The following is a 25954-nucleotide window of genomic DNA, read 5'->3' as shown; positions in this document are numbered from 1 at the left end:
GTCATCCGGATCACTCCTTTTTGCTCATAGATGTGGATCGCACGGGGTCGGCCCAATCGTGCCCTCAGCTCACGCTTCGGCAAGCACAAATACGGCTTCCACGGCGGGGCCGCGGACCCTCCGCATTTGCGCTTGCGACCGGGCCTCTTGCCCCCGTGCCGGGTGATCCCTATCGCAACAAGGAGTAACCCAAATGACCAACCACTACGTCGCCACCGTTCCCGTCAAGTTCACCGATACCGATGGCCAGGAGCGCACCCGTTTTCAGCGCGTGGGCGCGATGTTCCGCAACACCCGCAACGGGGATGGATCGGAGTTCTTCAGCCTCAAGCTCGACTTCCCGGTCGCGGTCTCGGAGCTGGTGATGTTCCCACCGAGCGCGAAAGATCCCCAGGACTAAATCCTCTGGCGAGGATGGGCCGCCCCAGGACGATCTTGGGGCGGCCCGATCCCTGTTCCAGGGATGCCGTGTCCGGCGGTCAGATCGCCCGAGGTGACCTGCTCTTGGTGCCGGTCGCTGCGCGCTCAAAGGACGGTCGTCGCTAGGAATGATCAGGCCGCGACAGACCGGCCAGTCAGCCTCAAGGGGGCCATCCACAAAAACCTATCGGCCAGGGCCTCCCGGTTTTTGCGGCAGAGATTTGGGGCCCAAATCTGGCCCTCCTTGACCCTGCCTGTCCGCCCTGTCGGTGGGGTTTGCGCCCGCCCGCGGTTCCGTCCGAACACGTGCGTGTTCGGCCAGACCCCCGGGCGCTGCTGGGGAAGGGGACCCATTGGACAGGTGGGTCGCCCGGTGGTGGGGGCGGCAGGGCCGCGTCCCTACGGGCCGCGGCGTGAAGCGGACACCAAGGCTGCCTGAGACTGCATGCAACAGAAGTATATAATTGACAGTATGATATATTATCGTAAGGTGGGGGCAGCCTTGGTGGAAGGTGGCAGGAAATAGGGGGTCTTTCTTCCGCATGTCCCGAACAAAACGCCTGACAGAGATGGAGAAGATGCAGATCGTCCGCGAGGCCGCGGAGGGTGTGTCGACGTCTGAGCTGGCTGGGCGTTTCGAGGTCACATCGCGGGCCGTGCGCTACGTCCTGAAAGCCGATGCCGAGCGCCAGACGGATGCCGCAATTCCGGTCTCAGCGGTCAGTGTAAAGGTCACGGCTGCGGAGCTCGTGGCGCTCGACGAGGTGCTGGCCGAGGCCGGGATCGAGAGCCGTGCCGAGGGGCTGCGGCGGCTCATCCAGGCGGCAGGCGGGGTGTTCGTTCCGGACGTGCAGATGGCAGCAGAGATGGCGCGATACAGATCCTCTTTGCATGAGGTTGGCAACGGGGTCGCACAGATCGCCAAGCAGATGACGCGGGCCAACCGGCAGGGGCAGGGCGCTGACGGTTCCATGAGTGCCGAGTTTTCGGAACTGCGCCTCGCGCAGATTCGCGGGCTGGCGCGGTTCATTCTGGATTCTGCTGACGAGATCGACCTGCTCCTGCGGCGCCGTCGCGACGCGATGCAGCTGGAGGCAACGGCCGCGCTGAGGGAATTTGCCCATGCGGCTGAATGATGCCGTCCATGTCGTCACGGGCGAGGTCTTCCGGGATGGCTGGAGCCGCGTCCGGGGCTCGATGCAAGGGCTGCACGTGGCCAAGCAGACCCAGCTTACGCGCGCGGCAGCAGGGCACCGTCCGGCGGTCTTCAAGGCGATCCGGGGCGGGGGCACGCATACCAAATCGCAGCTCGCAAACCAGCTCGATTACCTCACAACCAAGTCCACCCATATCGTCGACAGCAGCGGGTTCCTGGATGGCAAGGCGAAGCTCGAGGCGGGTGACATCAAGGACCTTACCGAGCGCTTCGCCAAGCGGTGGGATGCAGGCTTCAAGCCCAAGCTGGGCCAGACCACGCACATGCTCATGTCCTTCCCCATCGGCACGCGGGGCGAGGATGTGCGCGACATCGCGACGGATGTGGCGGAGCGCTTCTTCCAGACGGGCGAAGGGCATTTCGACTACATCATCGCGGTGCATGAGGACCGCGATCATCCCCATGCGCATCTGGTGCTGAACCGCCGCTCGCAGGAAGGCGAGTTCTTCTTTCTGGGGCGCAACCACCGCTTCAACTATGACGACTTCCGCCTCGCCATGGTCGAGGAGGCGGAAAGGTACGGCGTGCGCCTGGAAGCCACGCGCCGAGTGGATCGCGGTGTTGTGCATTACCCCGCCCGGACCCGCGAGGTCTATGCGGCAAAAGAAGAGGGTCGCGCGCCCCGCGGGCGGGAGCGCGTGGGGGCCGACCTGGCGCGGACGCTCGCGGAGATCGCCAACACCAGAACTGTCTACCACTCGCTTGCTGCAGAGGCTTCGCGCGAAGCCCGCGAGGATATTGCGGCGGCACTCTTCCGCGCGGGCGAGGTGCTTGCGCATGGCGGGCAGGTGGACCGAACAGGAGATGTGTATATGGCCGAGGATCAGAGCTTTGAGGATCTCAGAAGCCTCTATGCGGAGAAGCTGGCGCGGGTGCAGGGCATGATCGCCGAGAAGTCCGATACGGAACGTCCCGTGCTGGAAAAACGCCTCATCGAGATCCAGACGCAGGTCCAGCACATGCAGCCGCTCGGATTGCGTTCGAGCACGTTGTCAGAGGCGCCCTCGGAGGGCGGGGTCTACTCAGAGGCAAACATCCAAGAGAGCCAGTTAGAGCGTCTTTCCGAGCCGCACTTGCGGTCGCGGATCGACGCGGCGCTGCGCGGCACCGGGATCAGCACATCGGAAGTGGTCGCCCGGATCGAGACCGGGGCGTCAAATGCAGCGCTTGAACATCAATGGATCGCCGATGATCTTTCCAAGGTGGCCGAGGCGCGCGATCTGAACCTCGAGCGCCGTGCCGATCTGGAACAGGCGCGCGACATTCTCAATGATGTGCATGTCAAACTCGGCACGCTTCTGGAACGGGAAAACGTGCTGCGCCGGGATGGTGTCGTGGAAGCGGAACCGGTCAGCGAGCGGTTCCATTATCACGAGGACGCGGTCCGGGAGATGGAAGGGACAATCCGTCAGGAAATGCGCGCAGAGGGTCTGACCGCGCAGCAGATCGAGGACCGGGATTGGGAGGTGGTCTCACGAGCGGAGCGCCGGATCACGGCGGAGCAACGCGCGTATCTCGAGGCACATCCGGAGCTGCTCGCACGCCCAGCCGATGTGATCGACCGGTCTGAGCCCTACCGGGAGACCATCACCGATGCGGCCCGCGCCAGCGAGATCACCCGCGAAGTCGATCGGATCATGGCGGGACGCGATGTCCGCACGCCTGTTGCAGATGCTGTCGCGGATGACGTCTCGGAGCGCTATCCGGACATGCCGTCCCACCTCGCCCGTGGGCTCGGCGCGACCTATGCGGCCGTCGTGGAGATCCGGGACACGGAGGCCATCAATCAGGTTCGCCGCGACAACGAGTTGCGCGAGGGGCTTGGGGTTGGCACGCGTGACGAACGTCTAGCCACCCGCGATGAAACGGTGCCGCTGTCTGACCGTTCCGACCGCATCGCAGACGAGATTGCGCGTGTTCTGGACCATGAGCGGGCGGGAGAGTTGTCCGCGCCCTTCGAGACGGAGGCGGAGCGAGATGCTTTCCGAACCGAGATCGCGCGGGTGCTTGATAACCCTCAACTTGAGCGGCTCACATCCGGCGATGCCGATGCGCTGGACAAGGTACTCGAGGACCGCCTCGACCGGCTCTATGTCGCCAAGGTCTATCTGCAATCGGATGCCGCGACGGCCAATACCGAGGCCCTGCGCCAGGTGGTCGATGATCTGGCCGACGCCGAATATGAAAAACACCGCGCGACAGACGTGGATGGCGAGACCGAACGGGGCCAGGTCCATTGAGCCCCTCCATGGGAAAAGCGCGGATCGCCACAGGGGTCTTTCTGGTAACGCTGGTGACCGGGGCCATGGGCTATACCATCGCCTCCGCAGTGCTGAGCTACCAGGATCTCGGCTTCGGCGCCGAGATCGACTTCGCCTATATCGCGCAGAACTACATGGCGATCCGCGATCGCCGACCGGAGGACGCGCAACTTATCCATCTGATCATCGGCAGCTTCGCCGCTGCCGGCCTGATGCTGAGCCTCGCCCTCTCGGGATCGGCCCTCACACGCTTTGGCCAGACCCATTGGCAGTCTGCGCGCGAGATGAAGGCCAACGGGTTTTTTGGCGCACCCGGGACCGGGTTCATCCTGGGCAAACTTGGGACGCCCGGCTCCCGCGCAAAATACATCTGCTCGAAAGTACTCCCGCACGCGCTGATCGTGGCGCCCACGGGCCGTGGCAAGACCACGGGCTTTGTCATTCCGAACCTGCTCACCTGGCAAGGCTCTGCCGTGACGCTCGATGTGAAGGGCGAGTGTTTCGAGGCCACGGCGCGGCACCGCGCAGCCCAGGGCGACAAGGTCTATCGCTTTGCTCCCACGGATTGGGAGAGCAAGCGCACCCATCGCTATAACCCGCTCCTGCGTATCTTCGAGCTGAAAGATCCTGCGCGCCAGCAGATGGAACTGCAGCTCTTGGCGACGCTGTTCCTGCAGAGTGACAACGACCGGGTGCAGGGCCTCCTCAAGGGCGGGATCGATCTCTTCGTGGCGGCAGGGCTTTTGGCCTTCCAGCGCAAGCGCCCGACCTTGGGCGAGATTTACCGCATCGCTGCCTCGGGCGGGAACAAGCAGAAGGAGTATTTTGCGCGCGGCCACGAGGTGGAAAACCGGGCTGCCAAGCTGATCTTCACGCGGCTCGCTTCGACCAACAACGACACCCTGACTTCCTATGTCTCGCTCCTGATGACCTCGGGGCTCGATCAATGGCAGAACCCGGCGATCGATGAGGCGACGGCGGTGTCGGATTTTGATTTCCGGACGATCCGGAAGAAACCCTTTTCGGTTTATCTCGTGGTCCAGCCGCTGATGGTCAAACCTCTAGCGCCGCTGATCCGCCTTTTCTTCTCCGATCTTCTCTCGGCCATGCAGGAAAAGGACCCCGGGCCAGATGAGCCGTGGCCGGTGATGATCATGCTCGATGAGTTCAACCGCCTCGGCAAGATGCCCATAGTGGTCGAGAGCATCGAGACCCTACGCACCTATCGAGGTCACCTGGCCGTCGTCACCCAAACCATCCCCGCCCTCGATGAAATCTACGGCGAGAACACCCGCCGGGCCCTGCAGGGCAACGCGGGCGTTAAGCTCTATCTGACGCCTTCTGACGAGAAGACCGTCGAGGAGCTGAGCAAGGCGGTCGGTAAGACCACGAAAACCGTCGTCACGCGGTCGCAATCCATCGGCAAGAACCCCTTCGAGGGGCGTAGCCAATCAACACGGACCGAGGAAAGCTCTTTGCTCCCCGAAGACGAGGCTCGCCGCCTGCCACTCGACGAGATCGTCATGGTGATCGATGCACAAATGCCTGTCCGGGCGAAGCGGATCCAGTATTTTGACGACCGGCTGTTTAAGGCCATCCATGCGGCGCAGACAGGCGAGTTGCCATTTCCAGAGCCGGGGGGAGGGGGGCCGCAAGGCACGCTGCCGCTGAGCATGCGCGCCATGCCGATGACACCGCCACTGGACGGGTCTGGCGGATCCGAGGCCGACGTTGAGGCCGAACGCCAGGCTGCTGATGGCCAATCGTCAGGGAAAACTGATGTCGCTCCAAAGAAAACTTCGCCGGTCGTTCAAGCCGTTATCGCCGAGGAACAGCGCCAGATGGAGATGGATTTTGGCAGCAGCGTTGTGGATTCTGAAGCTGCGAGCGTAGCTGATGAGGCGCAGATGCGCTCTGCAGTCGATGGATTGGCTGAAATGGAAGCGATGCTGCAGGAGGGGGATGGCGAAAAGCTGGTTGCTCGATAGGGTGGCGGGGCATGGCTTTTCTGTACGGCGGGCGGAAAGCTGACTTTCGCTGCTTGTGAGGCTGGTTCTTTTTCGAGTGTTAAAAGCGGACCGCCCAAACACTACGGTTACGGTAAGTACGTGACTCGCGGAATCCTGACCCTAGATGTTGTAGATATTGTTGTGCGGGGCCATATTTTGATCCAAGCTGCTTAGGGAATTTTTTATGGGGAAGTGCCCGCTATTGTCCAACGAGGACTCTTCCGAATTCATGCGCAGCTTTGCTGAGCAGGTCGGTGAAAACACCCGTTATCTGCGAGAACGATACATGGATCCGCAAAATGACCTCAAATTCAGTCACGGGCATTCCTGGGAGGCCCCAGCCAACGAACTTGGCGACAAAAAGGGTACGATTCAAAATCATGGTACTGAAACTGAGATACGGCTCGCAGATATCGCCAAAGGTCGTGCTCATGTGATTTTCGATGCAATTAATCAGGTGACGCAAGACATGCACGACCAAATGGAACGGATGCTGTTCGAAACCATGAAAGAAGCAACAGACCGAACAGGGCAAGTTGTAAACGCTGCGGGGCGTCCAATGCCTGAAGCTATATATGAAATGCTCGAAAAAATGGAGCTACCGCTAGGAAAAGATGGCGAACTGTCGATGCCCTCGATGTTCATTCACCCATCTCAAACGCCCAAGATTATGGCAGAGTTCGACAAGGCGGGACCTGAATTTGAACAGAGGTTTGAATTGCTTAAAGAGAAAAAGAGGAAGGAAGCTCGCATCAAGGAGCAAGAACGGTTAGCGCGATTTGAAAGGTTGTGAGATTGAATGAAACGGCCTGCATTGTAATTGGGGTATCAGAATACGAAGACACTCGCTTGCAGGGACTTCCAGGAGCGGTTGTTGATGCGCGAGGATTCTTCGAGGCCGCAACAGGCGAAGAAACGGGTGTATGCGACCCCGAAAAGTCTTCCCTCTTGCTTAACCCGACCGTTCAGCAAGTAAGGGATGCGATTGCAGAGTATATCTATGAATCTGCAACAACAAACCTAACTATCTTTTTCGCTGGGCACGGCGGCGAAACCAAGTCAGGCTACTATTTAGCATGCGCGGACAGCGAAGCGAGGAAGCTCGCACACTCAGGTTTGTCACTAACTGATTTGTTTCAGATGTTGAACGAGTCTGACTCCATCCACGTAAATGTAATCGTGGATGCCTGCGAAGCAGGCGGTGTCGCAGTAGATATTCCAGCAATATCAAAGAGTTTCGAAATGGGTGTAGCAGGGGGGCTAAGCATTTCCCTTCTTGCCTTGAGCTCTAGGAACCAATCCGCCGGTGAGGCAATCGATGGTTCCGGCGGCTTCGGTACTAAGGCCCTGTTGAACACTATGCTCGGCTCGATTGATACTGGCACGAACAAAAGCGAACTCAGTTTGGCCGATGTGGCGCAGCTGGTCGAGATACAAGGTGGCTCACAAATCGCATCGTTCTGGTCCTTCAACCTTCAAGGGGCACCGGCATTCTGCAGGAATTGCTACGCTATTAGGAACCGTAGCGATGAAGTTTTTGAACCACCCGTTCAAGGAATCCCAATCTCCTCCGATCTCACCCAAGACCAAAGGGAACAGCTCTGGCTATGTTACCTTCAGATGTCCAAGCAGGTGCAGCCAAGGAAGCTCTATTCGGTCCTGTCGAACATTTTGGGTTATCCTGAAGACAATACGGTAGCGTCTGCAATGTTGTCAGGATTGTTTGAGAGCTTTTCTCACAAAGCACGCGAGTCCGACGATGCATTCGCGCCGGTGATACTGACTTCGGTCTTTTCTATGGTCGCGGCAGATATCTACAAAGCTGAGGAGCTTTGTGAATATTTCCTTCGCGTCCTTGCTGAACAGCTCGCTAGCACACTCTCCGAGTTGGCTTCGGACATGGAAGCAGACACCCTGTTTCTCTTAAATGGTGCCGGGGGTTACAGCGAATTTTTCTCGCTTCCTCAACGTGTCACACTGATCGCTGCATGGGCTCTTACTGCCGTAAGAATTCACGAGGTGGTTGGCTTCGAACCGGAGCCTGTTCAACGATCGATGAGAAAAATCCTTGCCTGCCTTGCTAGAGACTATGCCGGTTCCTTTGAGCTAATGACCGAAAAGCAAGCACCCTGTATCGTCGTTATTTCTGCGTTGTGCGCGAAATACGCAGAAGATGACTGGGCCAAAAATCATATTGGCTGCCTATACAATTCATACTTCTATCGAAATGGTAAGGTCGCGAAGAATGACCTGCCGAGCAAAGACGCATTTTCCTTTTTACGGCACCGTCTTTCCGACGAAGACCCCAATTACGAAAAATACTGTGACCGACCGAGTGAAGCTTTCTTCGCCCTCTTGGCTCACTACTGGGTTTCGAAAGAATTAGACATCATACGCTACGACTTGTCTGAGATTGATGGTACCGTTGTGGGCACCTTCGTGCCGGAAAGCTATCGAGGTTTTTCGGGTGAAATCATATCAAAGGGAAGCAATCTCTATTTCCGATTTGGTTTCGAAGTATTCACGATTGCGGAACTCGCTGCGTTCTTCGAGAAGCACTTGAGGCCTCGGGTTGATCATGCGTGTCAGGAACTAGACCAGCTTCAAAGTAGTGTTGCACTGATCGCGTCGCTTATTTTTCCTGATCGTGTCCCTTGGCACATTATCGAACAAGCCTCTTGAATTTGGAGCGCGACTTTCCTCTGACTTTGCCCCCGCGGCGAAAGTCCGCTTTCACGGGCCGCGCCGCGGCATAGGGTGGTCGCAGTGGATGACCGGTTTGGGCCGTTCGCGACGCGAATGAACAGCGTGAAAATTCAAGGCTGCCAGATGTCTCGGCGCCCCTAAGAGCGCACTTATGCAAACTCTTCACCTGCGGTTCCAAGCTTTGCGGGCGATATCACTTGGGCAAAGCCTCGGTTGACGGCCAATCCTGTCAGTTTCCAAATTCTGTTGATCCGCCTCCCATCCCGGCAGGTCCGAGAAAACCGGCAAGCGCCGCCGATGGCGTCGGTTCCGGTCGAGAATTCCGGTTCCTCCCACGCGCGAGGCGCGCGGTTCCCTCCCAAATTCACGCCCTCCACCCGGTTGTCACGGCCCCGCCGGGCCGCAGGACGGGCTTTGCCCTTACCTGCTCTGCCGTCCGGAATGCATGGGCATTCCAGACAACAGAGAAGGAAGGCCCGCCCACCGGCGGAAAGGGGAAGAGACCCGGCCCGCGTCACGCGAAGGAGGGTCACAAATGACCGCAGAGAAGTTTGACGTTTATTCCCATGTCACCAATCAGATCATCGCGCAGATCGAGGCGGGAACGCCGCCCTGGCGCAAGCCTTGGACTGGCGGCGGGGTAGGGGTCAGCCTGCCGGAACGGTTCAACGGCGAAGCTTATCGGGGCATCAACATCTTGATGCTTTGGGCGACAGCAATGGCCAAGGATTACAGCTCAGCCCGCTGGATGACGTTCAATCAGGCCAAGCAGCTTGGGGGCCATGTTCGCAAGGGCGAAAAATCCGCAACAGTGGTGAAATACGGCACCGTCGAGCGCGAGGACGAAAACGGCGAGGAACGCCAGATCCCCTATGCCAAGGCCTACCGCGTGTTCAATGCCGATCAGATCGAGGGCTTGCCCGCTGAATTCTACATCCTGCCCGACCCGCCCCGTGATCTTGACACCGTAGCCGACCCCGCGTTGGAGGCCTTCTTTGCCGCGACCGGCGCGCAGATCGACGTGACCGAGGAGCCGCGCGCCTATTACAACATCAAGACCGACCGGATTCACATGCCGCCGATTGGCACGTTCCACCGGGCCGCAGGCTACTACGGCACCTTGGCCCATGAGCTGACCCACTGGACAGGGGCGACGAAGCGGCTGGACCGTTTGGGCCGGTTCAATGACCGCAAGGCTTATGCGTTCGAGGAACTGGTCGCGGAGATTGGCAACTGCATGCTTTGCGCGCAGATCGGGGTGGAGCCTGAATTCGATCAGAGCGCCGCCTACGTCGAAGGATGGCTGGAGGCGATGAAGGAAGACAGCCGCGCGATTTTCCGGGCCGCGTCCGAGGCGCAGAAGGCCGTGGACTACATTATGGAGCGCACCGCGCAGGCCGACCGGGTGGCCGCCGAGTAACAGCCCGCACCGCCGCAATGATCGAGGCCCCCGTCAGCAGGCGGGGGCTTTTGCGTTCTGGCGTGATCTAGGTGGTGGCGTTTTCAGGGTGACCTGTCGGCGGGCAACCTGAAGGCTACCCGCCGACAGGCCCGGCGCTTTGCGCGGACGCCCCAAGGGGCGGAGGCGACGTAATGGCTAGTGCAACTTCAATGAGGCTGAAAGAACTCATATATTTTCTTGCTTTTCGAAAGAAAAAAGGCGCGATCAGAAACCTGAACCGCGCCTAAGTTGAGAAGTTATGGGAGGAGGTTATCCGGGGCCTCAACGCCCGAGCCGCTTGTAGAAGCGGTCCATGTTTGCTGCATCCCCTTCAACTTCGAGCCCTTTATGGGTCTTGCGGACCCGCAGTCCCGAGGAACTTGCGGCCTGCCGAAGCTTGCGCTCGACCTCTTGGTTGAAGTCACGGGTAATGGCGTTCGCAAGCGAGCGGCCATTCGTGAAGGTGCGTCCTTTGTATTTCAGCTTCATCATTGCATTAGCCTTTCGGTGGATAGGGATCATTGCCGTAGCTGTAGGCTTCGCGAAACCGCGCATCGCGGCCCTGAATCCTCAGCTCAGACTCTTGGTTTCGAGCGATGCCACGACCGTGGTCGATAGCCTCGCGCTGCGTGTCGAACTCCCGGGTCAGGCGCTGATTGCCTTCACCCCGGACGCCCCACTTGTCGCCGTGGCGGACGACATACTGGTTCTTACCACTTGACATTTTCGCTTTCCTTTCGGTTGCGAGTTGGAGTAACGATTGCAAGATCGCAATCAAGCCATATATTGCGACATAGGAGGGAGATTGCAAGAGTGAAATCGACATGAAAGAGCAGTTCCTCAATGAGGCCTTCTACAACGCGCTGGATGCCCATCGTCAGGCAAAGAAACTGACGTGGAAGGCCGTTGCGGAGAAAGCCAAGGTGAGTGCCTCGACCTTGACACGGATCGCCCAGGGTAAACGCCCGGACGTCGATACATTAGCCGCACTTTGTAAGTGGTCTGGTTTGAGTGCAGACGACTTTATCGCGTATGATGAAGTTGCGGCGCAACCTGAGCCTTTGGCCGAGATTGTTGGCCACCTTCGAGCGGATAAAAACCTGAAACCCGAAGGAGCACAGGCAATCGAAGTAATGATCCGTGCCGCCTACGAGCAGTTCCGTAAGGAGAAGGTGGGTGGCGAAGACTAAACTACGCCGTGGATTTGTGGCTGAAGCACATAGATGGGCCGATGATCTGAGGGGCGAGCTGGACCTCGCCCCTCATGACCCGCTGTGTCCAAAGCGGCTCGCACGGCATCTTGAAGTACCCATCTATCCGCTTTCAAAGCTTCCAGAATGTGAAGAGCAGCAGGCGCTTCTTGAGAAGCGCCCAGGCTATGACTTTTCGGCAGCCGCCTGTTTCGAGGGGAGAGCTGCGTTCATCCTGCTCAATGACGCCCACGATCCGAAGCGACAAGTTTCAGACATAGCCCATGAACTGGCGCACATCCTTCTTGGACATCCACCAGCAAACCCGTTTCAGCCAGACGGCATCAGGGACTTCCTTCCCGAGCATGAGCTGGAAGCAGAGCGGCTTGGACCAACGTTATTGATCTCCGACGCAGCTGCCCTTCGTGCCTACAAGCTGATTAGCGGGAGCACCCACACCCTCTACAGTCTTTCGGAAGAATGGGGAGTCACGCGAGATGTGATTCAGATGCGCATAAATCTCTCTGGGGCAAAGAAGCGGACGAGATACGCAGCTTAATATTACTATGACCCTGAATGTATGGGCAAATGTTGGCTCTGAGTAAATACGGTGGCGGGAAATAGCGACATCTTTTCAATGGTAGTATGCATCCCTGAAGGTGCGTTGGACCTGAAGAGTTTAGGAAGGGAAATTGCAATTGTCGAAAAAGATTTCGGGTTCTGAGTACCCACTGGCAAAGATTTTCAGCTCAGATTTTGAGTTCATTATACCGCGTTATCAGCGGCCATATGCTTGGCAGATTGAACAAGCACAGGACCTATTTGAGGACCTAAAGGATTTTGCGGAAGCGGCCCCGGATGAGGGTTACTTTCTTGGGAGCGTTGTGCTGATCAAGGAAGATGGAAAGCCGCATGCCGAAGTGATCGACGGTCAGCAGCGCCTCACCACACTGACTATTCTTCTGGCGGTCTTGGTCGACTTCCTTTCGGGGGAAACGGAGGAGGATGCTGAGCAGAAAAAGAACCTGAAAACTTACGTGATCGAACCTGGTAACAAGTGGGAGGGCCTCAAGGCAAAGCCACGCCTAACACTGCGAGAGCGAGATAATGATTTCTTCCGAAAATTCGTGCAGGAGTGGCGGCTCGATGAGCTGGACAAGCTGGATGCTTCTGGCCTTGAGAACGAGGCGCAGCGCAACATCCAGTCCAACACAGCATATTTTCGATCTGCCGTAGCAAAAACCTTTGCAGATGATGAAGAAGCACTGGTTCGTTTCATCCAGTTTCTCCTCGGGCGGTGTTTTCTAGTCGCCGTTTCGACACCGAACAGAGACTCGGCGTTTAGGGTGTTCTCGGTAATGAACAGCCGAGGCATGGAACTTCAGCCAACCGACATCATCAAAGCGGACATCATCGGAAACGTCCCAGAGGCAGACCAAGACAATGTCAATGATGAATGGGAGCAAATGGAGGTGGAACTGGGCCGTGAAGGCTTCAATGACCTCTTCTCATACATCCGCATGATCTATGCCAAGGAGAAGGCTCGAAAGTCTTTACTGGAAGAGTTTCGGCAGCACGTTTTGGTAGATGAACTTGATCCGAAGAAGTTCGTCGATGAAATACTCAAGCCGTATTCCAACGCCTACGATATGATCCGCACAAGCTCATATGTGGCAGTAGAAAAATCAAAAGAAGTCAATGAGCTACTTACGTGGCTCAATCGCCTGGATTTCTCGGATTGGGTTCCGCCAGCAATAGCATTCATGTCTCGAATGAAAGACGAGCCTGTCGAAGTACTAGGCTTCTTTCAACGCCTTGAACGCCTCGCCGCCTGGATGCTCGCTTGCCGCATAAACGTGAACGAGAGGATCGAGGTTTTTGCGGAAGTTTTGGGTGAGATAGAGGATGGGAAAACCGCCGCTGAGATAACCTGGTTGGAGCTGTCCGAAGAAGAGATCGAACAGTTTGTGGGTGTGCTCGACGGAAATGTTTATCAACTCACTCCTCGCAGGCGCAGTTACATAATGTTGCGGTTAGATTCTTTTATTTCTGATGGCGGGGCAGTCTATGATCCTAAGATTCTGACTATTGAGCACGTCCTGCCGCAAACGGTCACGGAAGATAGCGAGTGGGCTGAGCTGTGGCCGGATGAGGAAAAGCGTGCCGCGTGGGTGCATCGGATTGGCAATCTCTTGCCCCTGAACAAGCGTCGTAACTCAAGTGCTCAAAACTATCCGTTCAAGAAAAAGTGCCAAGCCTACTTTCTGGGCAAGGACAATGTGTCTTCATACGCGCTGACGACCCAGGTGCTCAACCATGAGAATTGGACGCCAAAGGTCGTCAAGAAGCGTCAGAAAGAGCTTCTCGAAGCTATGAAAGACAAATGGCTGTTGCACGAGTCAGCGCTTGAGGATGCAGCCGAGTAGCTGACATCTTCGGTTGCAAACGGATCGAGTAGAGGGAGGCGACCTATGAACCGCGTCGAAATGATGGATGCCCTTACAGGCTTCAACGCAGCCCTGAAGGCGGGGGCGATAAAGGTTCAGCCAACAGCGACGGACCCAAAGGTCTTCATTCACGCAGACAGTCCTGAGGGGACGCCGCGGTTGAGCTATGTGCGAATGAAAGGTGCTCATGCTACTGCAATTGCAGTGGTTGTAATCACTGAGCCGCTCGAAAATCTGCCCGTCATTCACATAGGTTGCGCCGTGCGAGAAGATCAGCGTGAAAAAGGGCTCGGTCGCTATGTCTTGACGGTGGCGCTTCAAGACTTTCAGGCGAATATGGCTGCAAAGGGTCTTACGGATTACTGGATTGAGAGTCTTGTGGAGGCAGACAACGCAGCGTCGGTGGCCATGACAACCAATGTTTTGGGTATTGAGCCAGAAGAAGTCACGGACGATGAGACAGGTGAGCCGAGCTTCAGATTTCTGAAGCGGGTTTCACCTGCGTGACTACCGGTGGCGTCGGACCAGGACGCTAAGCCAGATTTGAACTAGGCGTAAACAGAATGCGTTTTGCACTTTTGAATGGTCAACGAGTTGAGGCGACACCTGGTGCTCAGGGTGTCTGTCCGAGCTGCGATGCAGAAATGCTAGCTCGATGCGGCACAAAGAAGGTCTGGCATTGGGCGCACAAAGGCCGCCGTCATTGTGATCATTGGTGGGAAAACGAAACCGAATGGCACCGCGAATGGAAGAACCGGTTTGTCACCGACTGGCAAGAGGTGCCAGCTCGCGATGAAACCGGCGAGCTTCATATAGCGGATATCAAAACACCCCATGGCCTTGTGATCGAGTTCCAGCACTCTGCTATCAAGCCGGATGAGGTGAAAAAGCGTACCAAGTTCTACGGCCAGGTAATCTGGGTTGTCGATGGAACCCGTCGCCCAACTGATCTGACCCAATATGAACGGATGCTTTCAGAAAACTACCCGCAAAGGTTCGACGGCGTGGACATCTACACCGTTTATTGCCAGGAAATCCGGCTTCTCAAAGAATGGGGATCGTTGGGCAAGATCGTCGGATTTGACTTTGGTGGTGATAACCTGTGCATGCTTACAGCCGCACAAAGCAGAAGCCGCTACCTTTTCGACTTCCCGAAGGCGGAGTTCGCTAGATTGATTAGTGAAGGGAGGCCGCTACCAGTGGTCCAGTTCGCAGAACCCACCCGGCGTGGTTATCGAAGGCGCAGTAGGTACTAGCAAACGCCAGGCCAAAAACGGTGGATTTAGCCAGTGACATCTTCCCAAAGTATCTACCGCGTAGTGTTGGCCACCTGGTCCAGCATCCGCGCCTCTGAGCGGCCGCAGATTCCCACAGTGACCGCTTTGTCGGGACCAACCTTCCGCCGGTTGGGTGCGAGACAGCTTGTGGGGCTCCGGAGAATGAATTCGTGCGGCATCAGCCCACAAGATATTGCTCTCAGCTGGCTGCATATGCCATGTTGGCTGAGAGCGGGTTACCCCGTTCGCGAGGTCTAGGCCGCCTTATCCGATGAAGCACGCCACCCTTATTAACGCCTGAGCAGTTTGCGTGGGCTAAGAGAAGATTCATGCCACCTCATTTCCCGGCATGACAACAAAAACTAAATAAGGCAGGGAGGCCCAAACGCATGTCATTCCGGTACATCGGCTCTAAGGCGCGTATAGTGGAAGCCATCATTGATCACATCGGCGCGCCCGATGGCGGTGTATTCGTGGATGCTTTCTCTGGAACAGGGGCAGTTGCCGAAGCGGCGTCTCGGGCGGGGTGGCCTGTTCACGTGAACGATCATTTGGCTTCGTCAGCTATTATGTCCTACGCGCGCGTGACGTCAAAATCCGACCTCCCTTTTGAAGGGCTTTCGGGATATCACAACGCAATTGCGGCTCTCAATGAAGCGCCGCCCGTACAAGGCTTCATTTGGCGCGAATATAGCCCGATATCATCGGATCATTGCGAGGTATCTCGGATGTATTTTACCGAAGAAAACGCTCAGAAGATCGATGGCATACGGCAGAAAATCCGTACTTGGCGGCAAGCTGATGTAATCACGTCACATGAAGAGCGTGTTCTCATAGCCGATCTGATGCGGGCTTCAAACCGCATCGCCAACACCGCCGGAACCTATGGCTGCTTCCTGTCTAAATGGCAGAGGCAATCGCTCGATGCCTTGGTGATCGAGCCCGGAGAGTATCGAGAAGCTTCTCAGCATGCGACCATGAGCACGCGGGACGTTCATCAGGTGCCATGTGCGCCGGAGGATACAGTTTATCTTGATCCACCCTACACCAAGCGCCAATACGCAGCCTATTACCACATTCTTGAAACCATCGCTCTTGGAGATGAGCCTCAAGTTGAAGGGGTTTGCGGTATTCGTCCATGGCGAGAAAAAGCATCTGATTTTTGTTATAAAGTTAGGGCTGCGAAAGCTATCGAGCGCCTCGTTTCGGAACTTCCAGCTCGCCGTATTTTCCTGTCCTATAGCACCGAAGGTCACGTCCCGATTAAATCACTTTCCGATTCTTTAGCTGGCATTGGAGAGCTTAGCGTTCATTCGCTCCAGAATATTGGTCGCTATCGTCCTAATAAAGCTGCCAGCAAAGCTGCCTCCGACGTTGGAGAGCTGCTGTTTTGCATCGAAAAGACCAAGGAAGCAAAGCGCGCCGCCGCATGAAGCCATCAAGTACAGTTGAAGGTAAACGCCTTGCAAAGGCCGAGGCCTACATATCTCAATGCCTGAAACGATATCGCGGGAATGACGATGAGTTGCGCTTCCAACTCTTAGAAGCAGCATCCGCCCGCCTTGGTGGCTTTGATTTTCACGCATTTTGCTCGAAGTTCGCGATCAAACCCTTGATGGCACCTGAGCGCCTGCTTGACGATGCGAAAGCGCTTGTTCAGCTTTTGGATGATACCGAAATTCACCCCTCGCTTTGCTTGAGCGCGCTGGCACGGGAAGCTCTCGATCACAGTGAGCAGAGAAATAGTGGTGCGTATCACACGGACTTTCGGCTAGCCCTGCATCTCGCTCACAGCGTTGAGGCGCATTTCACGAAAGGGGCAAAAGTTCTCGATCCGGCCTGCGGTGCCGGGATATTGTTGACTGCCGTTTCAATCGTAGCCTGTGGGCCGGATCGCCTGCTGGCCAGTGAATGGCTTCGCGAGTCTGTTTATGCCGCCGATCTTTCACCGCTCGCTCTACGTGGCACTCGGCTTTCACTAGCATCGCTCACCGATGACCTGGATGCCATCGCAACGATGTACGCCCACTGTCGAGCACAAGACAGCCTGCTTGCCCCTGACGCCACTTGGCTTGAGTTAAGCAAGAGCGGTTTTGACATTGTGATCGCGAACCCTCCTTGGGAAAAGGTCAAGCTTACAAGGCATGAATACGCCAAAGCGAACGGCGAAACCCGCGACTACGGAACGAGCTACCGCCTGCAATCACTTGCTGGGTACGAAGAAGCCAAAACCGAGCGTGCCGCAATGGCGGGATCACTCATTGAGCGCTACCCTGTCCTGGCGCAAGGCGAACCTGATCTCTACGTCGCTTTTGCCGAGCTTCTATACAAGCTGACGCGTGCAGGTGGACACGGCGCTCTCTTGGTTCCAGCAGGTCTGATCCGCTCGCTCAGCACTGAAACTCTGCGGCGGGCGCTCATTGAGGGTACGGATGATCTTGCCTTCACCGTGATGGAAAACCGTGCACGGCATTTCGCCATCGACACGCGGTTTAAGTTTCTTGTCGTGAATTACAGCCGCAAGGCGAGGACTAGTAAGGCGCTTGCGGCAGTAAAGATTGGCCATGCAACCGCCGATAGCGAGCGAGTGATACCTGCACCGCAGGTACGTCTTTCGCTCAAGGATATCGGACATTTGCGCTCCGACCTTACTCTGCCCGAGGTGCGCTCGGCAGAGGAATGGCATCTGTACAAGAAAATGCAGAATGGCGGGTTGGTGGTCTCATCAGAGGATTCGCCTTGGTATCCTGAGTTTTGCCGTGAGATCGACATGACTCATGGTCGTCGCTACTTTGTTAAACGGCCAGAAAAAGGATGCCTTCCGGTCATTGAGGGCCGAATGGTCCAACCCCACCGTCTAGGGTGCAAATCTTACGTCTCTGGTGAAGGACGAAGCGCCGTTTGGCACAATCTCCCGCCAGGACAAAGCCAAGTTGCCCCGCAGTTCTGGCTGCCGTTAAGCGCAGCATCTGCAGAAGCCACGCGGCGTTCTCAGCGTATGCGCGTGGGCTTTTGTGATATTACAGGTCAAACCAACGAGCGGTCTATGATGGCCGCATTGATTCCTCCAGAAGTCATCTGTGGAAACAAGGTTCCGACGATTTGTTTCCCCAATGATCCATCGGATAGTCGGATTTTTCTTTGGCTTGCGATTGTCAACTCGCTTCCCTTCGATTGGCTTCTTCGGCGCATCGTCACGACGACTGTAAATTACTTTGTCCTACTTTCCCTTCGACTCCCAAATCTTGATATCAATTCACTCCCTGCGCAGCGCCTGATTGGCGTCGCCCGAAAGTTGCATGAGCTTGACCAGTCAAAAAATTCAGGCTTCGAGAATATCTGGCGCATTGCCGAACTGCGCTGCGAAGCGGACGTTCTGGTCGCACGCGCTTATGGTTGTTCCGAAAATGACCTAAGGCTCATGTTGCGGGACTTCCCTCTGTTGGATCGCGGCCAACCCCCAATACGGGGCGAGACCTCATCCACCATCACAGAAGACGTCCTGATTTCGGCTTGGCTCCGGAACGCAGAAACGGGAAATGAAAAAAGCGCCCATCGTGTAGAACGCGCGCGCAAACTAGGCGCTATACCTTATGTGAGCTCCGAGTTTGTCAGCAGTATCCAAGAAAAATCCAACGAGGTTGCCCGGTGAAAAGTAGTTCGCAGACCATTGAGCGGGTTCTCCTTCAAAATATTGAAGACGGAGATCGCCGGAAGTTTATCGCCAAGTCAAATGACGCCAACAGCGGGGGCGGCGCTCGCGATCTGCGTTTTCGACCGGAAACCGAGTTCTTGCCTTTTTTCCAGCGCATGTTCCCGAACAAGACAACCAAGACACGCAGGGCAAAAGGAGTCACGTCTCAAATCGAGGTTCTGAGCGGCACTGTCACTTGGCATGAGCCGACTGGCCACAAGAGCGCCACGATGGAGATATGGCCTGCTACAGATGCGCGCCCGAATGAATGCCGAATAGCACGCATCTCTGAGTATGCTCTTGATGGCTTGATTCAAAACGATCCCAATGGCGGTCGTTCGGTGTTCATGATGTTCCAGCAAGCCAATGGAGATATTTGGCTGTATTTCACGACCGAGACGAGCCTTCTTAGCCAAAACTGGGACCCGAAGATCAAGAGGTTTGCGCAGGATTGGTTCGACGACGGGTGCAAGTCAGCCTTTCTAGACTTGGTAACAAAAGAGCAATACCCACATGGCTGATGCCAACGACATTCTGGACCTGCTTGAGAACCGCCGCAACGTCCTGCTCGCTGGACCGCCGGGTACGGGTAAGTCCATGCTACTGAGCGAGGTTGCGAACCTCTTTGAAGCTAAGGGGTACTCCAGCACTCCGACGCATCAACCAGGTGCACCAGTCCCCATCCCGCCAACGCCCACGACAACCCTGCCAGGGGCGATCGGCACGTCCTCCAACCGGAAAGTCTTTCGCTGCGTTCTTCATCAGTCTAGCAAGTACAGAGATTTCTTGACTGGCGTGATGCCGGACGTCCGCACAGGCACGCCGCCGGGCACATTCAGAATTACCGAAGGCATTCTCTACCGTGCCAGTGAGTATGCAAAGCAGCCGGACAGCGCGGCGCTTTTCATTATTGATGAGATTAACCGCGGCCCTACCGTACAAGTATTCGGCGGAGCTATCGTGGCCATCGAATCCGATAAGCGCCTTGCGCCGGACGGCAAGCCGACGGCTGCAACACAGTACTTCGATTTGATCAATCCGGTGAACGGCGATCTGATCGAGTATGCTTTTCCATCGCGGCTCTACATTCTTGCAGCAATGAACCAGGCGGATGTCTCGGTCGAGCCGCTGGATGTAGCCTTCCTTCGGCGTTGGGCTCCGTTCAATCTGGAACCCAAGTCTTCGGTCTTGCGGGCGCATTTCGGTGTTGCCGCAACACCGATGGCAAGTTTGCCGCCGAGCCCAAGCTCCGCCGACGATGTGAGCGAGGCTGCGATTCAGGCTTTTGATGCGATAAACCAAAGAATTGAGCTCGGACGAGGGTCTGAATTCAGGATTGGTCACGGCGTGCTCATGGCCAACAATGCCAAACCTTCAAACGTGGCTGACGCTCTTGCCCATTTTGCGACGGCATGGCGGACGCTCAAAAATCACGTCGATGAAGCGTTCTTCGGTGATGTACGCGGAACTGCCATCGTCTTGAACGCAGATCGCGGCATTGCCGGAAACCCCTACAGCTTGGAAGAGACGCCCTTCGGGGATGCACCCCGTGCTATGATCAATGGTCCTGTGAGCATTGATGCTTCGCAGGTTTATGATCTGTTCGTCGCTCTGTCCCAAAAGGCTGTTTAATCGTCATGCGCCCGTGGCAGCGCTTCACAGCTATTGAGTATGCGAAGCCTTCGGCTCTCCACGAAGAAATTGCCAAGCGCAGCGATGTTTCGGCGTCCACCGCGCGCGAGCTTTTGCTCCGCGCCGGCGACCGTGTGCGCGGTATCCTCGGACTGGAGAGCGTTCCGCTATCCATCAATGCCGACCGCTTTCAGTTTCAGAACGTGGCGGGTTTGCTTGTCCTGGCGTCAGGCCTAGAGCTTGAAATTGCGCCTAAATTTCTCGGAAATGCACCCGGATGGCGCGAGGACTTCTTCCTTCTGGCCACGCTTTCACACCATGGGCGGCTACTCGACAACGAGGGACTGAATTCATCGGCCCGCGCGACATCTGATCTTGCAACGCTGATCGGTCGCTCTCTGATCGAGATGTACTGGAAGAACCAGCGTAGACCGCTGCGAACCTATCGCCGCCTGTCCCACAGCGAGTTTGCTATTGAAGGGGATTTTGACCCCGAGAATTTATTTGTTCCAACGGAGGAAGGTTTTCCGCAATCGGTGACGTCGTTCACCCGCGAGAACCCCTACAATGCGGTAATTAGAGCGGCTGCGGCGGGGCTGGCGCCCATCGTTCCGGACGTTGAAACCCGTGTGCGTCTCGAGCGCCTTGCGCAGCATCTTCCGCATCAGAAAAGACCGTTACGTCTGCAGGATCGACGGCTGCCTAGCCGATCACGCGCTTGGCAACCAACGTTCGATCTTTCTCTCGACATTCTGCGGGGGCTCGGTGGCGCTTATGATCCGAAGAATGCTTTTGCACCAGGCTACGTCATGCAGACGTGGCAAGTTTGGGAGCAACTCGTTTCGCTATCGCTTCGCAATGCACTCCTAGCCCAGAATGTGCTGCTCCAGTCACCAAATAGGCTTGGGACGCGAACGCAGGATGGGGCCGTCAGGGTGCTCAATGTCGTTCCTGATGCTATCGTTACGATTTCCGATGTTTCAGGATCACGCCAAGTCATCGTAGACGCCAAATATAAGGGGCGCATGGACCGCACGGCCATATCAATTTCCAACGCGGACATTTATGAATCCCTCGCGTTCTCCCGAGCAACGGGAATTTCTGAGGTTGTGCTTGTGTATCCAAGACCTGTAAACAGTGCACCTTCCATTCGGGACCAGGTCGGGTATGCCACCGAGTTTGCCAGAGCTACGGCAGATGGTGTTCTGATCCGAGCGATAGAAGTCAGCGTTTGTGGTATTTCAGGACGAGGTGGCTTAAAACTCTTTGTCGATTCTCTTGTAGGTAGCCTTTAACAGCGGTTTTTTTGCCGGCGACAGAAAAGTTTGAATTTTGGTTCATCCTACAATGCGGAGAGGGACTGAGACGAGCCTTCTATCTCTGCTCCACGATGCGAGGACGGCCGCTGGAAACTTTTCTCGGAGGGCGCAACCCAATACTATGTAGACAGTTAGAAGAGATCCTAAGGTTTGGCGGCGTCCTTTACGTCCCGCTTCAGTATTTCCCACTCCTCTTTTAAAATATCCTGACAAACAGATAGATATTCGGGGTTCTGCTGATACTTCTCTCTAGTACTTTCCGCTCCCAGAAAAGCGTACATCGCCAAATTTAGCCGTTCATAGTTTTTATCGTTTCGGTTCATCATGAGTTCAATTCTCGTGCCAGCCTCATAAAATTCGCGCTGACCTTCTTGATCCAAGCCGGGCGTCACTCCATACGATTGGAAAGTCACCATCGCGTCTCGAAGATTGTTTATCCACGCCTGCCGCATCTCGGCGATTCTTAACGCATGTGCTGATCGTAGCTGGCGATTGAAGTTTCGCCACTGAACAATGATAGTTGCAGTCACGCCAGCTAGCGCCAGCAGTGAAGCAATCAGGGGTAAAGCCCAAGACCAAGTTGGTACTTCAGGCAATCGGCGATCCTCTTCTCTGGTATCTATTGTCGTAATTGGACCTTGTTCAAATCAGCAGAAATGACGGGGGAGATCAACACTCATAACTTAAAGATTCATTGCGGTCGTTCTGACTTGAGAGACCATGGTTTGTTCTTCGCAGATTGGACAGAAACCCCATGTCATAACTAGCAGGTCAAAAACGGTGGATTTAGCCAGTGACATAAACGTCTGAGTTCGGTCCAGATGTGGCGAAAAGCAGACCTTAGTCTCCATCTGGCCATCCGGCAGCTTTGCGGACGGAGCGGGCTTTCGCTGCATCGGCGACGAAGGTCCGCTTCAATAGGCCATGCCCAAGCGAACCAGACTGCGTGCAACCGGCGACGTCGTATCAGTCAGGTGAAGAGGAACTGATCCTCCGTAAGGGTGTGCGCGTCGAGTCCGTAGACCGTGAGCGTAGTCACATCGTCGAACTCAAATTCGGTTCGCCCTCGTGAGCCCGATGCGAAGGCTAGTACATCGGTAAAGGTCTCGATGCCCTCGATGTCGAAGGCGATCTGATCGCCTTGCCCAAAGCCGTAGACTCGGTCCCTTCCACCGCCGTTGGCGAAGACCAGCACGTCGTCTCCGCTGCCGAGGAAGATGCGATCGTCACCCGCTCCACCCGCCACGCTGTCATTTCCCAACCCTGCGAAAATGCGGTCGTCGCCAGAGCCTCCGAGCAAGGTATCATCACCGCCTTGGCCGTAGAGCCGGTCGTCGCCTTGCCCACCGACGACGATGTCACCGCCATTCTGCCCAAAGAGCCGATCGTCGTCCGCTCCGCCCGAGAGCAGGTCGTTGCCTTTGCCGCCGTAAAGCGCGTCTTCGCCTCGATCTCCGAAGAGCCGATCATCTCCGTCTTGGCCGAACAACCGATCGCGCCCGCCCTCGCCGCTGATCTCGTCCGCGCCGCCGCGCCCGAACACTATGTCGTCGCCAGCGTCGGCAGCGATCAGGTCGGCGTCATCGTCGCCGAAGATGCGGTCGCGTCCACCCGTGCCTATAGTAGCATCTTCTTCCCGCCCGGCCTCAATGAAGACGCCCGCATCGGCGAAGTTGAACTCCTCAATGGTTAGGAAAACCTCGCCATTCACGTTCGTGAAGGCGAAGAAGCCGTCTGCGTCGAGATCCATTGTGGCTCGGCCGTCGCGCATACCCGGCTCCTGTTCCAAAGAAGCTATCCGATAGGTCAGCGCGAGGGGCATTGTGATGGTCCTATTCGAGGGCTGGAGAAGGCTGATTGGTGAGGAAGCATCGTAGAAGGGCGTCCGTGCGCTGCCGTATATCGCGCCATGCATCCAGATGGAGACGGCGGAACGTGAGCTGCGCTGTGAGGACGTCGCGCGTAACGCGACCCGTGCAGATCGGGACCCGGCCATCTTGACAGTTCGCGAGGAATGTCACCGTCCCGTCTTCGACGGCGACGAGGGTCTGGCCAAGGAGCGCTCCGGGAACGGCTTGTAGGCCGTCAGGCATATCCGTCGCCGAACTGCCGTCTGACGGATCGCCCGTCTTGATGGCCGACGCGGCTGCATCCGGGCCCACCACCGCTGCAAGATGCTCCTCCAGGGGGACGCCGGGCCCGAGAAGGATGGTGCCCCGATCCTCTTGCGGCACCGAGGTCTCGAGCCTGAAGGAGGAGGATGGCCCGTCCGCGAGGTACATCGGTGCGAATGAAGGTATCTCGACGAAAAGGCGCGCCGCTCCATCGGTGCCGTCGCGAGCGTAGCGCTTGCGCTCGAAAGGCCGAATGTATCCCTCGGGCACAGCGACTTGCACATCGGGACCATCGAGAAAACGCTCGAACCCCATAGGAAAGACAAGGATCGGCTCGTCGGAGGTGTGATAAGGGCAAGCCGATGAAGCGATATCCTCGGCGCCGAGGGGCGAGGCCATCAACGACAAGGCCGCAAGTGTGATGTGGATGACCTGTTTACCCAACGCCGGTGTCCTCGATATATCTGCCGGAAATATAAGCCTGACGGATCGCAGGTCGAGGACAAACCTGCACCGGCGCGTATCGGAATCGACTGGTCCAAACCGACCTATTTCCAGGCCACGGCCCGATCGGCTGCGCTCTTACAAAGCCTCTTAGTGGAACATTTAGACCGTTACAACGGGGTCGTTCCAGCGCTTCGAAACGGAACAGATGGCGGGCCTGGGCCCATGTGAAACGTCTGAAGCGGTCGTTCACTCGCTCCGCAGCATTGGTGACTTTGGGCTCGAAGCCGACCTTCGCCGCGCGCTGCACGAACGACCGCTGTCAGCTTAGCGTAGGATTTCACACTCTCCCGCAAACGACCCGAGCAGGGGCACACGGGCCAAAACCGACCGGATCGACGCGGAACTGATTGCGCGTTTCGTGGCTTTCAGACCTGATGCCGGGCGAACCCTCCCACATGGAAAGTTACGTCTTCTCAGAGCCTTGACCTCTAAGCGGGCGCAGCTGGTTAAAACCCGAAAACGCCTTCTTGGGCAGATCAAGGCGCAGGGGAAGCTCGGATCAACCGAGATGTTTGCAGCCATGGACGAAGACTTCAAAGGCTTGCTCGACAGGCAAATTGCCGGGCTCGAAGCTCAGATTGAAGATATCATCGCGGCCGATGCGAGCCTTGCCATGACTGCCGATATCCTGCGTTCCGTTCCTGGAATCGGCCCAGTTGCCAGCACAATGTTAATTGCAGAAATGCCAGAACTCGGTCAGATCAGTGGCGAGCAAGCTGCTGCCCTGACAGGCTTGGCCCCCATTGCACATGACAGCGGGGCGATGCGAGGCAAGCGTGCAATTGGAGGCGGTCGGCGGCTGCTGCGACATGTCATGTTCCAGGCTGCTCTCGTCGCCAGCAATCACAATCCAGTCCTGAAAATCTTCGCCGGTCGTTTGCGGGCCGCAGGAAAGCCACACAAGGTCAGCATTACAGCTGTCGCTCGAAAGCTCGTCACAATCGTCAACGCCCTCTGTAAATCAAGCCAGAAATGGACCGTTCCAGAAAGTTGAAGATACAGTTGCTAGACCGTGTAACCGGAACACCGCTTACCGTGTTTTTCTCCTATTCTGAAAATGAATTAGTCACGTGCTGCAGAGCACAAAACTACAAGACAAGACCTGCAAAAACTTTTGAAAGTGCGATTGCCCAGAAGATGAGCGCCGCGATAGCCCACAGACTCAGTTTTCGGTTCGGACGCTTCGCATTCGAAGCCTTGATGTCAGCTATAACCTTCTTAAATTTTCTTATCAACATAAAATCCTATTGGTGAACTATATAATTGAAATTAATATCCTTTTCCTGTTTGTTAAAATATGTAAACGTTCGCCGCGAAGCCTTCGTTCCCTAAAAAATTCAGCTCAAACGGATTGCTTTCGACGAGTTGCTCAGCGTCTGCAGAGCCCCTTCTTGGGGGTCTGCTCCGGCTCAGTGCCAAATCCTACGTTAAGGAATATTTGTCCTTGACGCTGGCACCCTTTGCGGAATTTACATTGAGACAGGAGCTGAGATGCACGACTTCGCTATCTGAGAGCCTATTTTACATCCGTTTCACAAACCTGCGTTTGTGAAAGCCGCCATTCGCCGCGATGTGCATCAAATCACACAGTGCGGGACTTTGCTGCCGTTCGAGTTTTGGCTGTTAAGGTCCGCTTTATGCGGTTTGCGATAGCCGTCATTCGTCCTTGGGGCTACCTGAGATATTCGCGGTTCCGATTGCGCGACCAAGTTCACCCGAAA

23 protein-coding genes are annotated in these 25954 nt (G+C 56.3%); 18 read left to right on the top strand and 5 right to left on the bottom strand.

The window, feature by feature from the left end; genetic code table 11:
- Nucleotides 1-193: 193 nt before the first annotated feature.
- The 7 genes from HKX24_RS15890 to HKX24_RS15860 all read left to right on the top strand — a co-directional run bounded on the left by HKX24_RS15890 (nucleotide 194) and on the right by HKX24_RS15860 (nucleotide 10032).
- On the top strand, nucleotides 194-400 hold the full coding sequence (locus tag HKX24_RS15890) for a hypothetical protein (RefSeq protein ID WP_007120662.1): 207 nt from the start codon (nucleotides 194-196) through the stop codon (nucleotides 398-400).
- Between the two features lie 562 nt (nucleotides 401-962).
- A complete protein-coding gene (locus HKX24_RS15885; RefSeq protein WP_276154188.1) occupies nucleotides 963-1556 on the top strand; it encodes a transposase in 594 nt (197 codons plus the stop codon).
- The gene (locus tag HKX24_RS15880) at nucleotides 1543-3876 is read left to right on the top strand and encodes a relaxase/mobilization nuclease domain-containing protein (RefSeq protein ID WP_276154187.1); all 2334 of its coding nucleotides are present in this window, start codon (nucleotides 1543-1545) and stop codon (nucleotides 3874-3876) included. The genes HKX24_RS15885 and HKX24_RS15880 overlap by 14 nt, the downstream gene beginning before the upstream one ends.
- 8 nt (nucleotides 3877-3884) lie before the next feature.
- A complete protein-coding gene (locus tag HKX24_RS15875; RefSeq protein WP_276154186.1) occupies nucleotides 3885-5885 on the top strand; it encodes a type IV secretory system conjugative DNA transfer family protein in 2001 nt (666 codons plus the stop codon).
- A 250-nt stretch (nucleotides 5886-6135) separates the two neighbouring features.
- Nucleotides 6136-6699, top strand: a complete 564-nt coding sequence (locus tag HKX24_RS15870; protein WP_276154185.1) for a hypothetical protein — start codon at nucleotides 6136-6138, stop codon at nucleotides 6697-6699.
- Nucleotides 6700-6701: 2 nt separating this feature from the next.
- Nucleotides 6702-8588, top strand: coding sequence for a caspase family protein (locus HKX24_RS15865; protein ID WP_276154184.1), 1887 nt, complete (start codon nucleotides 6702-6704; stop codon nucleotides 8586-8588).
- A gap of 559 nt (nucleotides 8589-9147) precedes the next feature.
- The gene (locus tag HKX24_RS15860) at nucleotides 9148-10032 is read left to right on the top strand and encodes a zincin-like metallopeptidase domain-containing protein (RefSeq protein WP_276154183.1); all 885 of its coding nucleotides are present in this window, start codon (nucleotides 9148-9150) and stop codon (nucleotides 10030-10032) included.
- A 303-nt stretch (nucleotides 10033-10335) separates the two neighbouring features.
- Here the strand turns inward: HKX24_RS15860 and HKX24_RS15855 are convergent, their stop codons facing one another.
- Both HKX24_RS15855 and HKX24_RS15850 read right to left on the bottom strand, forming a co-directional pair.
- Entirely contained in the window at nucleotides 10336-10545 is a 210-nt protein-coding gene (locus HKX24_RS15855; protein ID WP_276154182.1) for a hypothetical protein, read from the bottom strand.
- Between the two features lie 4 nt (nucleotides 10546-10549).
- Entirely contained in the window at nucleotides 10550-10777 is a 228-nt protein-coding gene (locus HKX24_RS15850) for a DUF2188 domain-containing protein (RefSeq protein ID WP_238373376.1), read from the bottom strand.
- 100 nt (nucleotides 10778-10877) lie between these two features.
- On the opposite strand from HKX24_RS15850, the gene HKX24_RS15845 reads away from it, so the two are divergent.
- From HKX24_RS15845 to HKX24_RS15800, 10 genes are all read left to right on the top strand, one after another.
- A complete protein-coding gene (locus HKX24_RS15845) occupies nucleotides 10878-11243 on the top strand; it encodes a helix-turn-helix transcriptional regulator (protein ID WP_276154180.1) in 366 nt (121 codons plus the stop codon).
- On the top strand, nucleotides 11230-11802 hold the full coding sequence (locus tag HKX24_RS15840) for an ImmA/IrrE family metallo-endopeptidase (RefSeq protein WP_238373377.1): 573 nt from the start codon (nucleotides 11230-11232) through the stop codon (nucleotides 11800-11802). Before HKX24_RS15845 ends, HKX24_RS15840 begins: the two co-directional genes overlap by 14 nt.
- Nucleotides 11803-11935: 133 nt before the next feature.
- Nucleotides 11936-13669: a DUF262 domain-containing HNH endonuclease family protein gene (locus tag HKX24_RS15835; protein WP_276154179.1), complete on the top strand. Its 1734-nt coding sequence runs from the start codon at nucleotides 11936-11938 to the stop codon at nucleotides 13667-13669.
- Nucleotides 13670-13714: 45 nt separating this feature from the next.
- Nucleotides 13715-14197, top strand: a complete 483-nt coding sequence (locus HKX24_RS15830; RefSeq protein WP_276154178.1) for a hypothetical protein — start codon at nucleotides 13715-13717, stop codon at nucleotides 14195-14197.
- Between the two features lie 56 nt (nucleotides 14198-14253).
- Complete coding sequence (locus HKX24_RS15825; RefSeq protein WP_276154177.1) at nucleotides 14254-14946, top strand: competence protein CoiA family protein; 693 nt, start codon at nucleotides 14254-14256, stop codon at nucleotides 14944-14946.
- 410 nt (nucleotides 14947-15356) lie between these two features.
- Nucleotides 15357-16400: a DNA adenine methylase gene (locus tag HKX24_RS15820; protein WP_276154176.1), complete on the top strand. Its 1044-nt coding sequence runs from the start codon at nucleotides 15357-15359 to the stop codon at nucleotides 16398-16400.
- Nucleotides 16397-18619: an N-6 DNA methylase gene (locus HKX24_RS15815; protein ID WP_276154175.1), complete on the top strand. Its 2223-nt coding sequence runs from the start codon at nucleotides 16397-16399 to the stop codon at nucleotides 18617-18619. Before HKX24_RS15820 ends, HKX24_RS15815 begins: the two co-directional genes overlap by 4 nt.
- Complete coding sequence (locus tag HKX24_RS15810; RefSeq protein ID WP_276154174.1) at nucleotides 18616-19182, top strand: hypothetical protein; 567 nt, start codon at nucleotides 18616-18618, stop codon at nucleotides 19180-19182. Before HKX24_RS15815 ends, HKX24_RS15810 begins: the two co-directional genes overlap by 4 nt.
- Nucleotides 19175-20293 (top strand): AAA family ATPase, encoded by a 1119-nt coding sequence (locus HKX24_RS15805; RefSeq protein WP_276154173.1) that lies wholly within the window; start codon nucleotides 19175-19177, stop codon nucleotides 20291-20293. The genes HKX24_RS15810 and HKX24_RS15805 overlap by 8 nt, the downstream gene beginning before the upstream one ends.
- 5 nt (nucleotides 20294-20298) lie before the next feature.
- The gene (locus HKX24_RS15800) at nucleotides 20299-21588 is read left to right on the top strand and encodes a hypothetical protein (protein ID WP_276154172.1); all 1290 of its coding nucleotides are present in this window, start codon (nucleotides 20299-20301) and stop codon (nucleotides 21586-21588) included.
- Between the two features lie 167 nt (nucleotides 21589-21755).
- On the opposite strand, the gene HKX24_RS15795 is transcribed toward HKX24_RS15800, so the two are convergent.
- From HKX24_RS15795 to HKX24_RS15785, 3 genes are all read right to left on the bottom strand, one after another.
- On the bottom strand, nucleotides 21756-22208 hold the full coding sequence (locus HKX24_RS15795) for a hypothetical protein (protein WP_276154171.1): 453 nt from the start codon (nucleotides 22206-22208) through the stop codon (nucleotides 21756-21758).
- A 374-nt stretch (nucleotides 22209-22582) separates the two neighbouring features.
- Entirely contained in the window at nucleotides 22583-23434 is an 852-nt protein-coding gene (locus HKX24_RS15790; RefSeq protein WP_276154170.1) for a calcium-binding protein, read from the bottom strand.
- A gap of 10 nt (nucleotides 23435-23444) precedes the next feature.
- Nucleotides 23445-24170, bottom strand: a complete 726-nt coding sequence (locus HKX24_RS15785; RefSeq protein WP_276154169.1) for a hypothetical protein — start codon at nucleotides 24168-24170, stop codon at nucleotides 23445-23447.
- A 571-nt stretch (nucleotides 24171-24741) separates the two neighbouring features.
- Here HKX24_RS15785 and HKX24_RS15780 point away from each other — a divergent pair.
- Nucleotides 24742-25227, top strand: a complete 486-nt coding sequence (locus tag HKX24_RS15780) for a transposase (protein ID WP_276154168.1) — start codon at nucleotides 24742-24744, stop codon at nucleotides 25225-25227.
- Nucleotides 25228-25954: the final 727 nt, after the last annotated feature.

It is taken from the genome of Sulfitobacter sp. M85, assembly GCF_029285915.1.
GTDB classification, from domain to species: Bacteria; Pseudomonadota; Alphaproteobacteria; order Rhodobacterales; family Rhodobacteraceae; genus Sulfitobacter; species Sulfitobacter faviae.
The sequence above is the reverse complement of the archived record's forward strand: the minus strand, read 5'-3'. Positions and strand labels throughout refer to the sequence as shown.

Coding starts and splice junctions, on each gene's coding strand:
- HKX24_RS15890 (WP_007120662.1), top strand. CDS start 194: ATGACCAACCACTACGTCGCCACCGTTCCCGTCAAGTTCACCGATACC.
- HKX24_RS15885 (WP_276154188.1), top strand. CDS start 963: ATGTCCCGAACAAAACGCCTGACAGAGATGGAGAAGATGCAGATCGTC.
- HKX24_RS15880 (WP_276154187.1), top strand. CDS start 1,543: ATGCGGCTGAATGATGCCGTCCATGTCGTCACGGGCGAGGTCTTCCGG.
- HKX24_RS15875 (WP_276154186.1), top strand. CDS start 3,885: ATGGGAAAAGCGCGGATCGCCACAGGGGTCTTTCTGGTAACGCTGGTG.
- HKX24_RS15870 (WP_276154185.1), top strand. CDS start 6,136: ATGCGCAGCTTTGCTGAGCAGGTCGGTGAAAACACCCGTTATCTGCGA.
- HKX24_RS15860 (WP_276154183.1), top strand. CDS start 9,148: ATGACCGCAGAGAAGTTTGACGTTTATTCCCATGTCACCAATCAGATC.
- HKX24_RS15855 (WP_276154182.1), bottom strand. CDS start 10,545: ATGATGAAGCTGAAATACAAAGGACGCACCTTCACGAATGGCCGCTCG.
- HKX24_RS15850 (WP_238373376.1), bottom strand. CDS start 10,777: ATGTCAAGTGGTAAGAACCAGTATGTCGTCCGCCACGGCGACAAGTGG.
- HKX24_RS15845 (WP_276154180.1), top strand. CDS start 10,878: ATGAAAGAGCAGTTCCTCAATGAGGCCTTCTACAACGCGCTGGATGCC.
- HKX24_RS15830 (WP_276154178.1), top strand. CDS start 13,715: ATGAACCGCGTCGAAATGATGGATGCCCTTACAGGCTTCAACGCAGCC.
- HKX24_RS15825 (WP_276154177.1), top strand. CDS start 14,254: ATGCGTTTTGCACTTTTGAATGGTCAACGAGTTGAGGCGACACCTGGT.
- HKX24_RS15820 (WP_276154176.1), top strand. CDS start 15,357: ATGTCATTCCGGTACATCGGCTCTAAGGCGCGTATAGTGGAAGCCATC.
- HKX24_RS15815 (WP_276154175.1), top strand. CDS start 16,397: ATGAAGCCATCAAGTACAGTTGAAGGTAAACGCCTTGCAAAGGCCGAG.
- HKX24_RS15805 (WP_276154173.1), top strand. CDS start 19,175: ATGGCTGATGCCAACGACATTCTGGACCTGCTTGAGAACCGCCGCAAC.
- HKX24_RS15800 (WP_276154172.1), top strand. CDS start 20,299: ATGCGCCCGTGGCAGCGCTTCACAGCTATTGAGTATGCGAAGCCTTCG.
- HKX24_RS15790 (WP_276154170.1), bottom strand. CDS start 23,434: ATGCCCCTCGCGCTGACCTATCGGATAGCTTCTTTGGAACAGGAGCCG.
- HKX24_RS15780 (WP_276154168.1), top strand. CDS start 24,742: ATGTTTGCAGCCATGGACGAAGACTTCAAAGGCTTGCTCGACAGGCAA.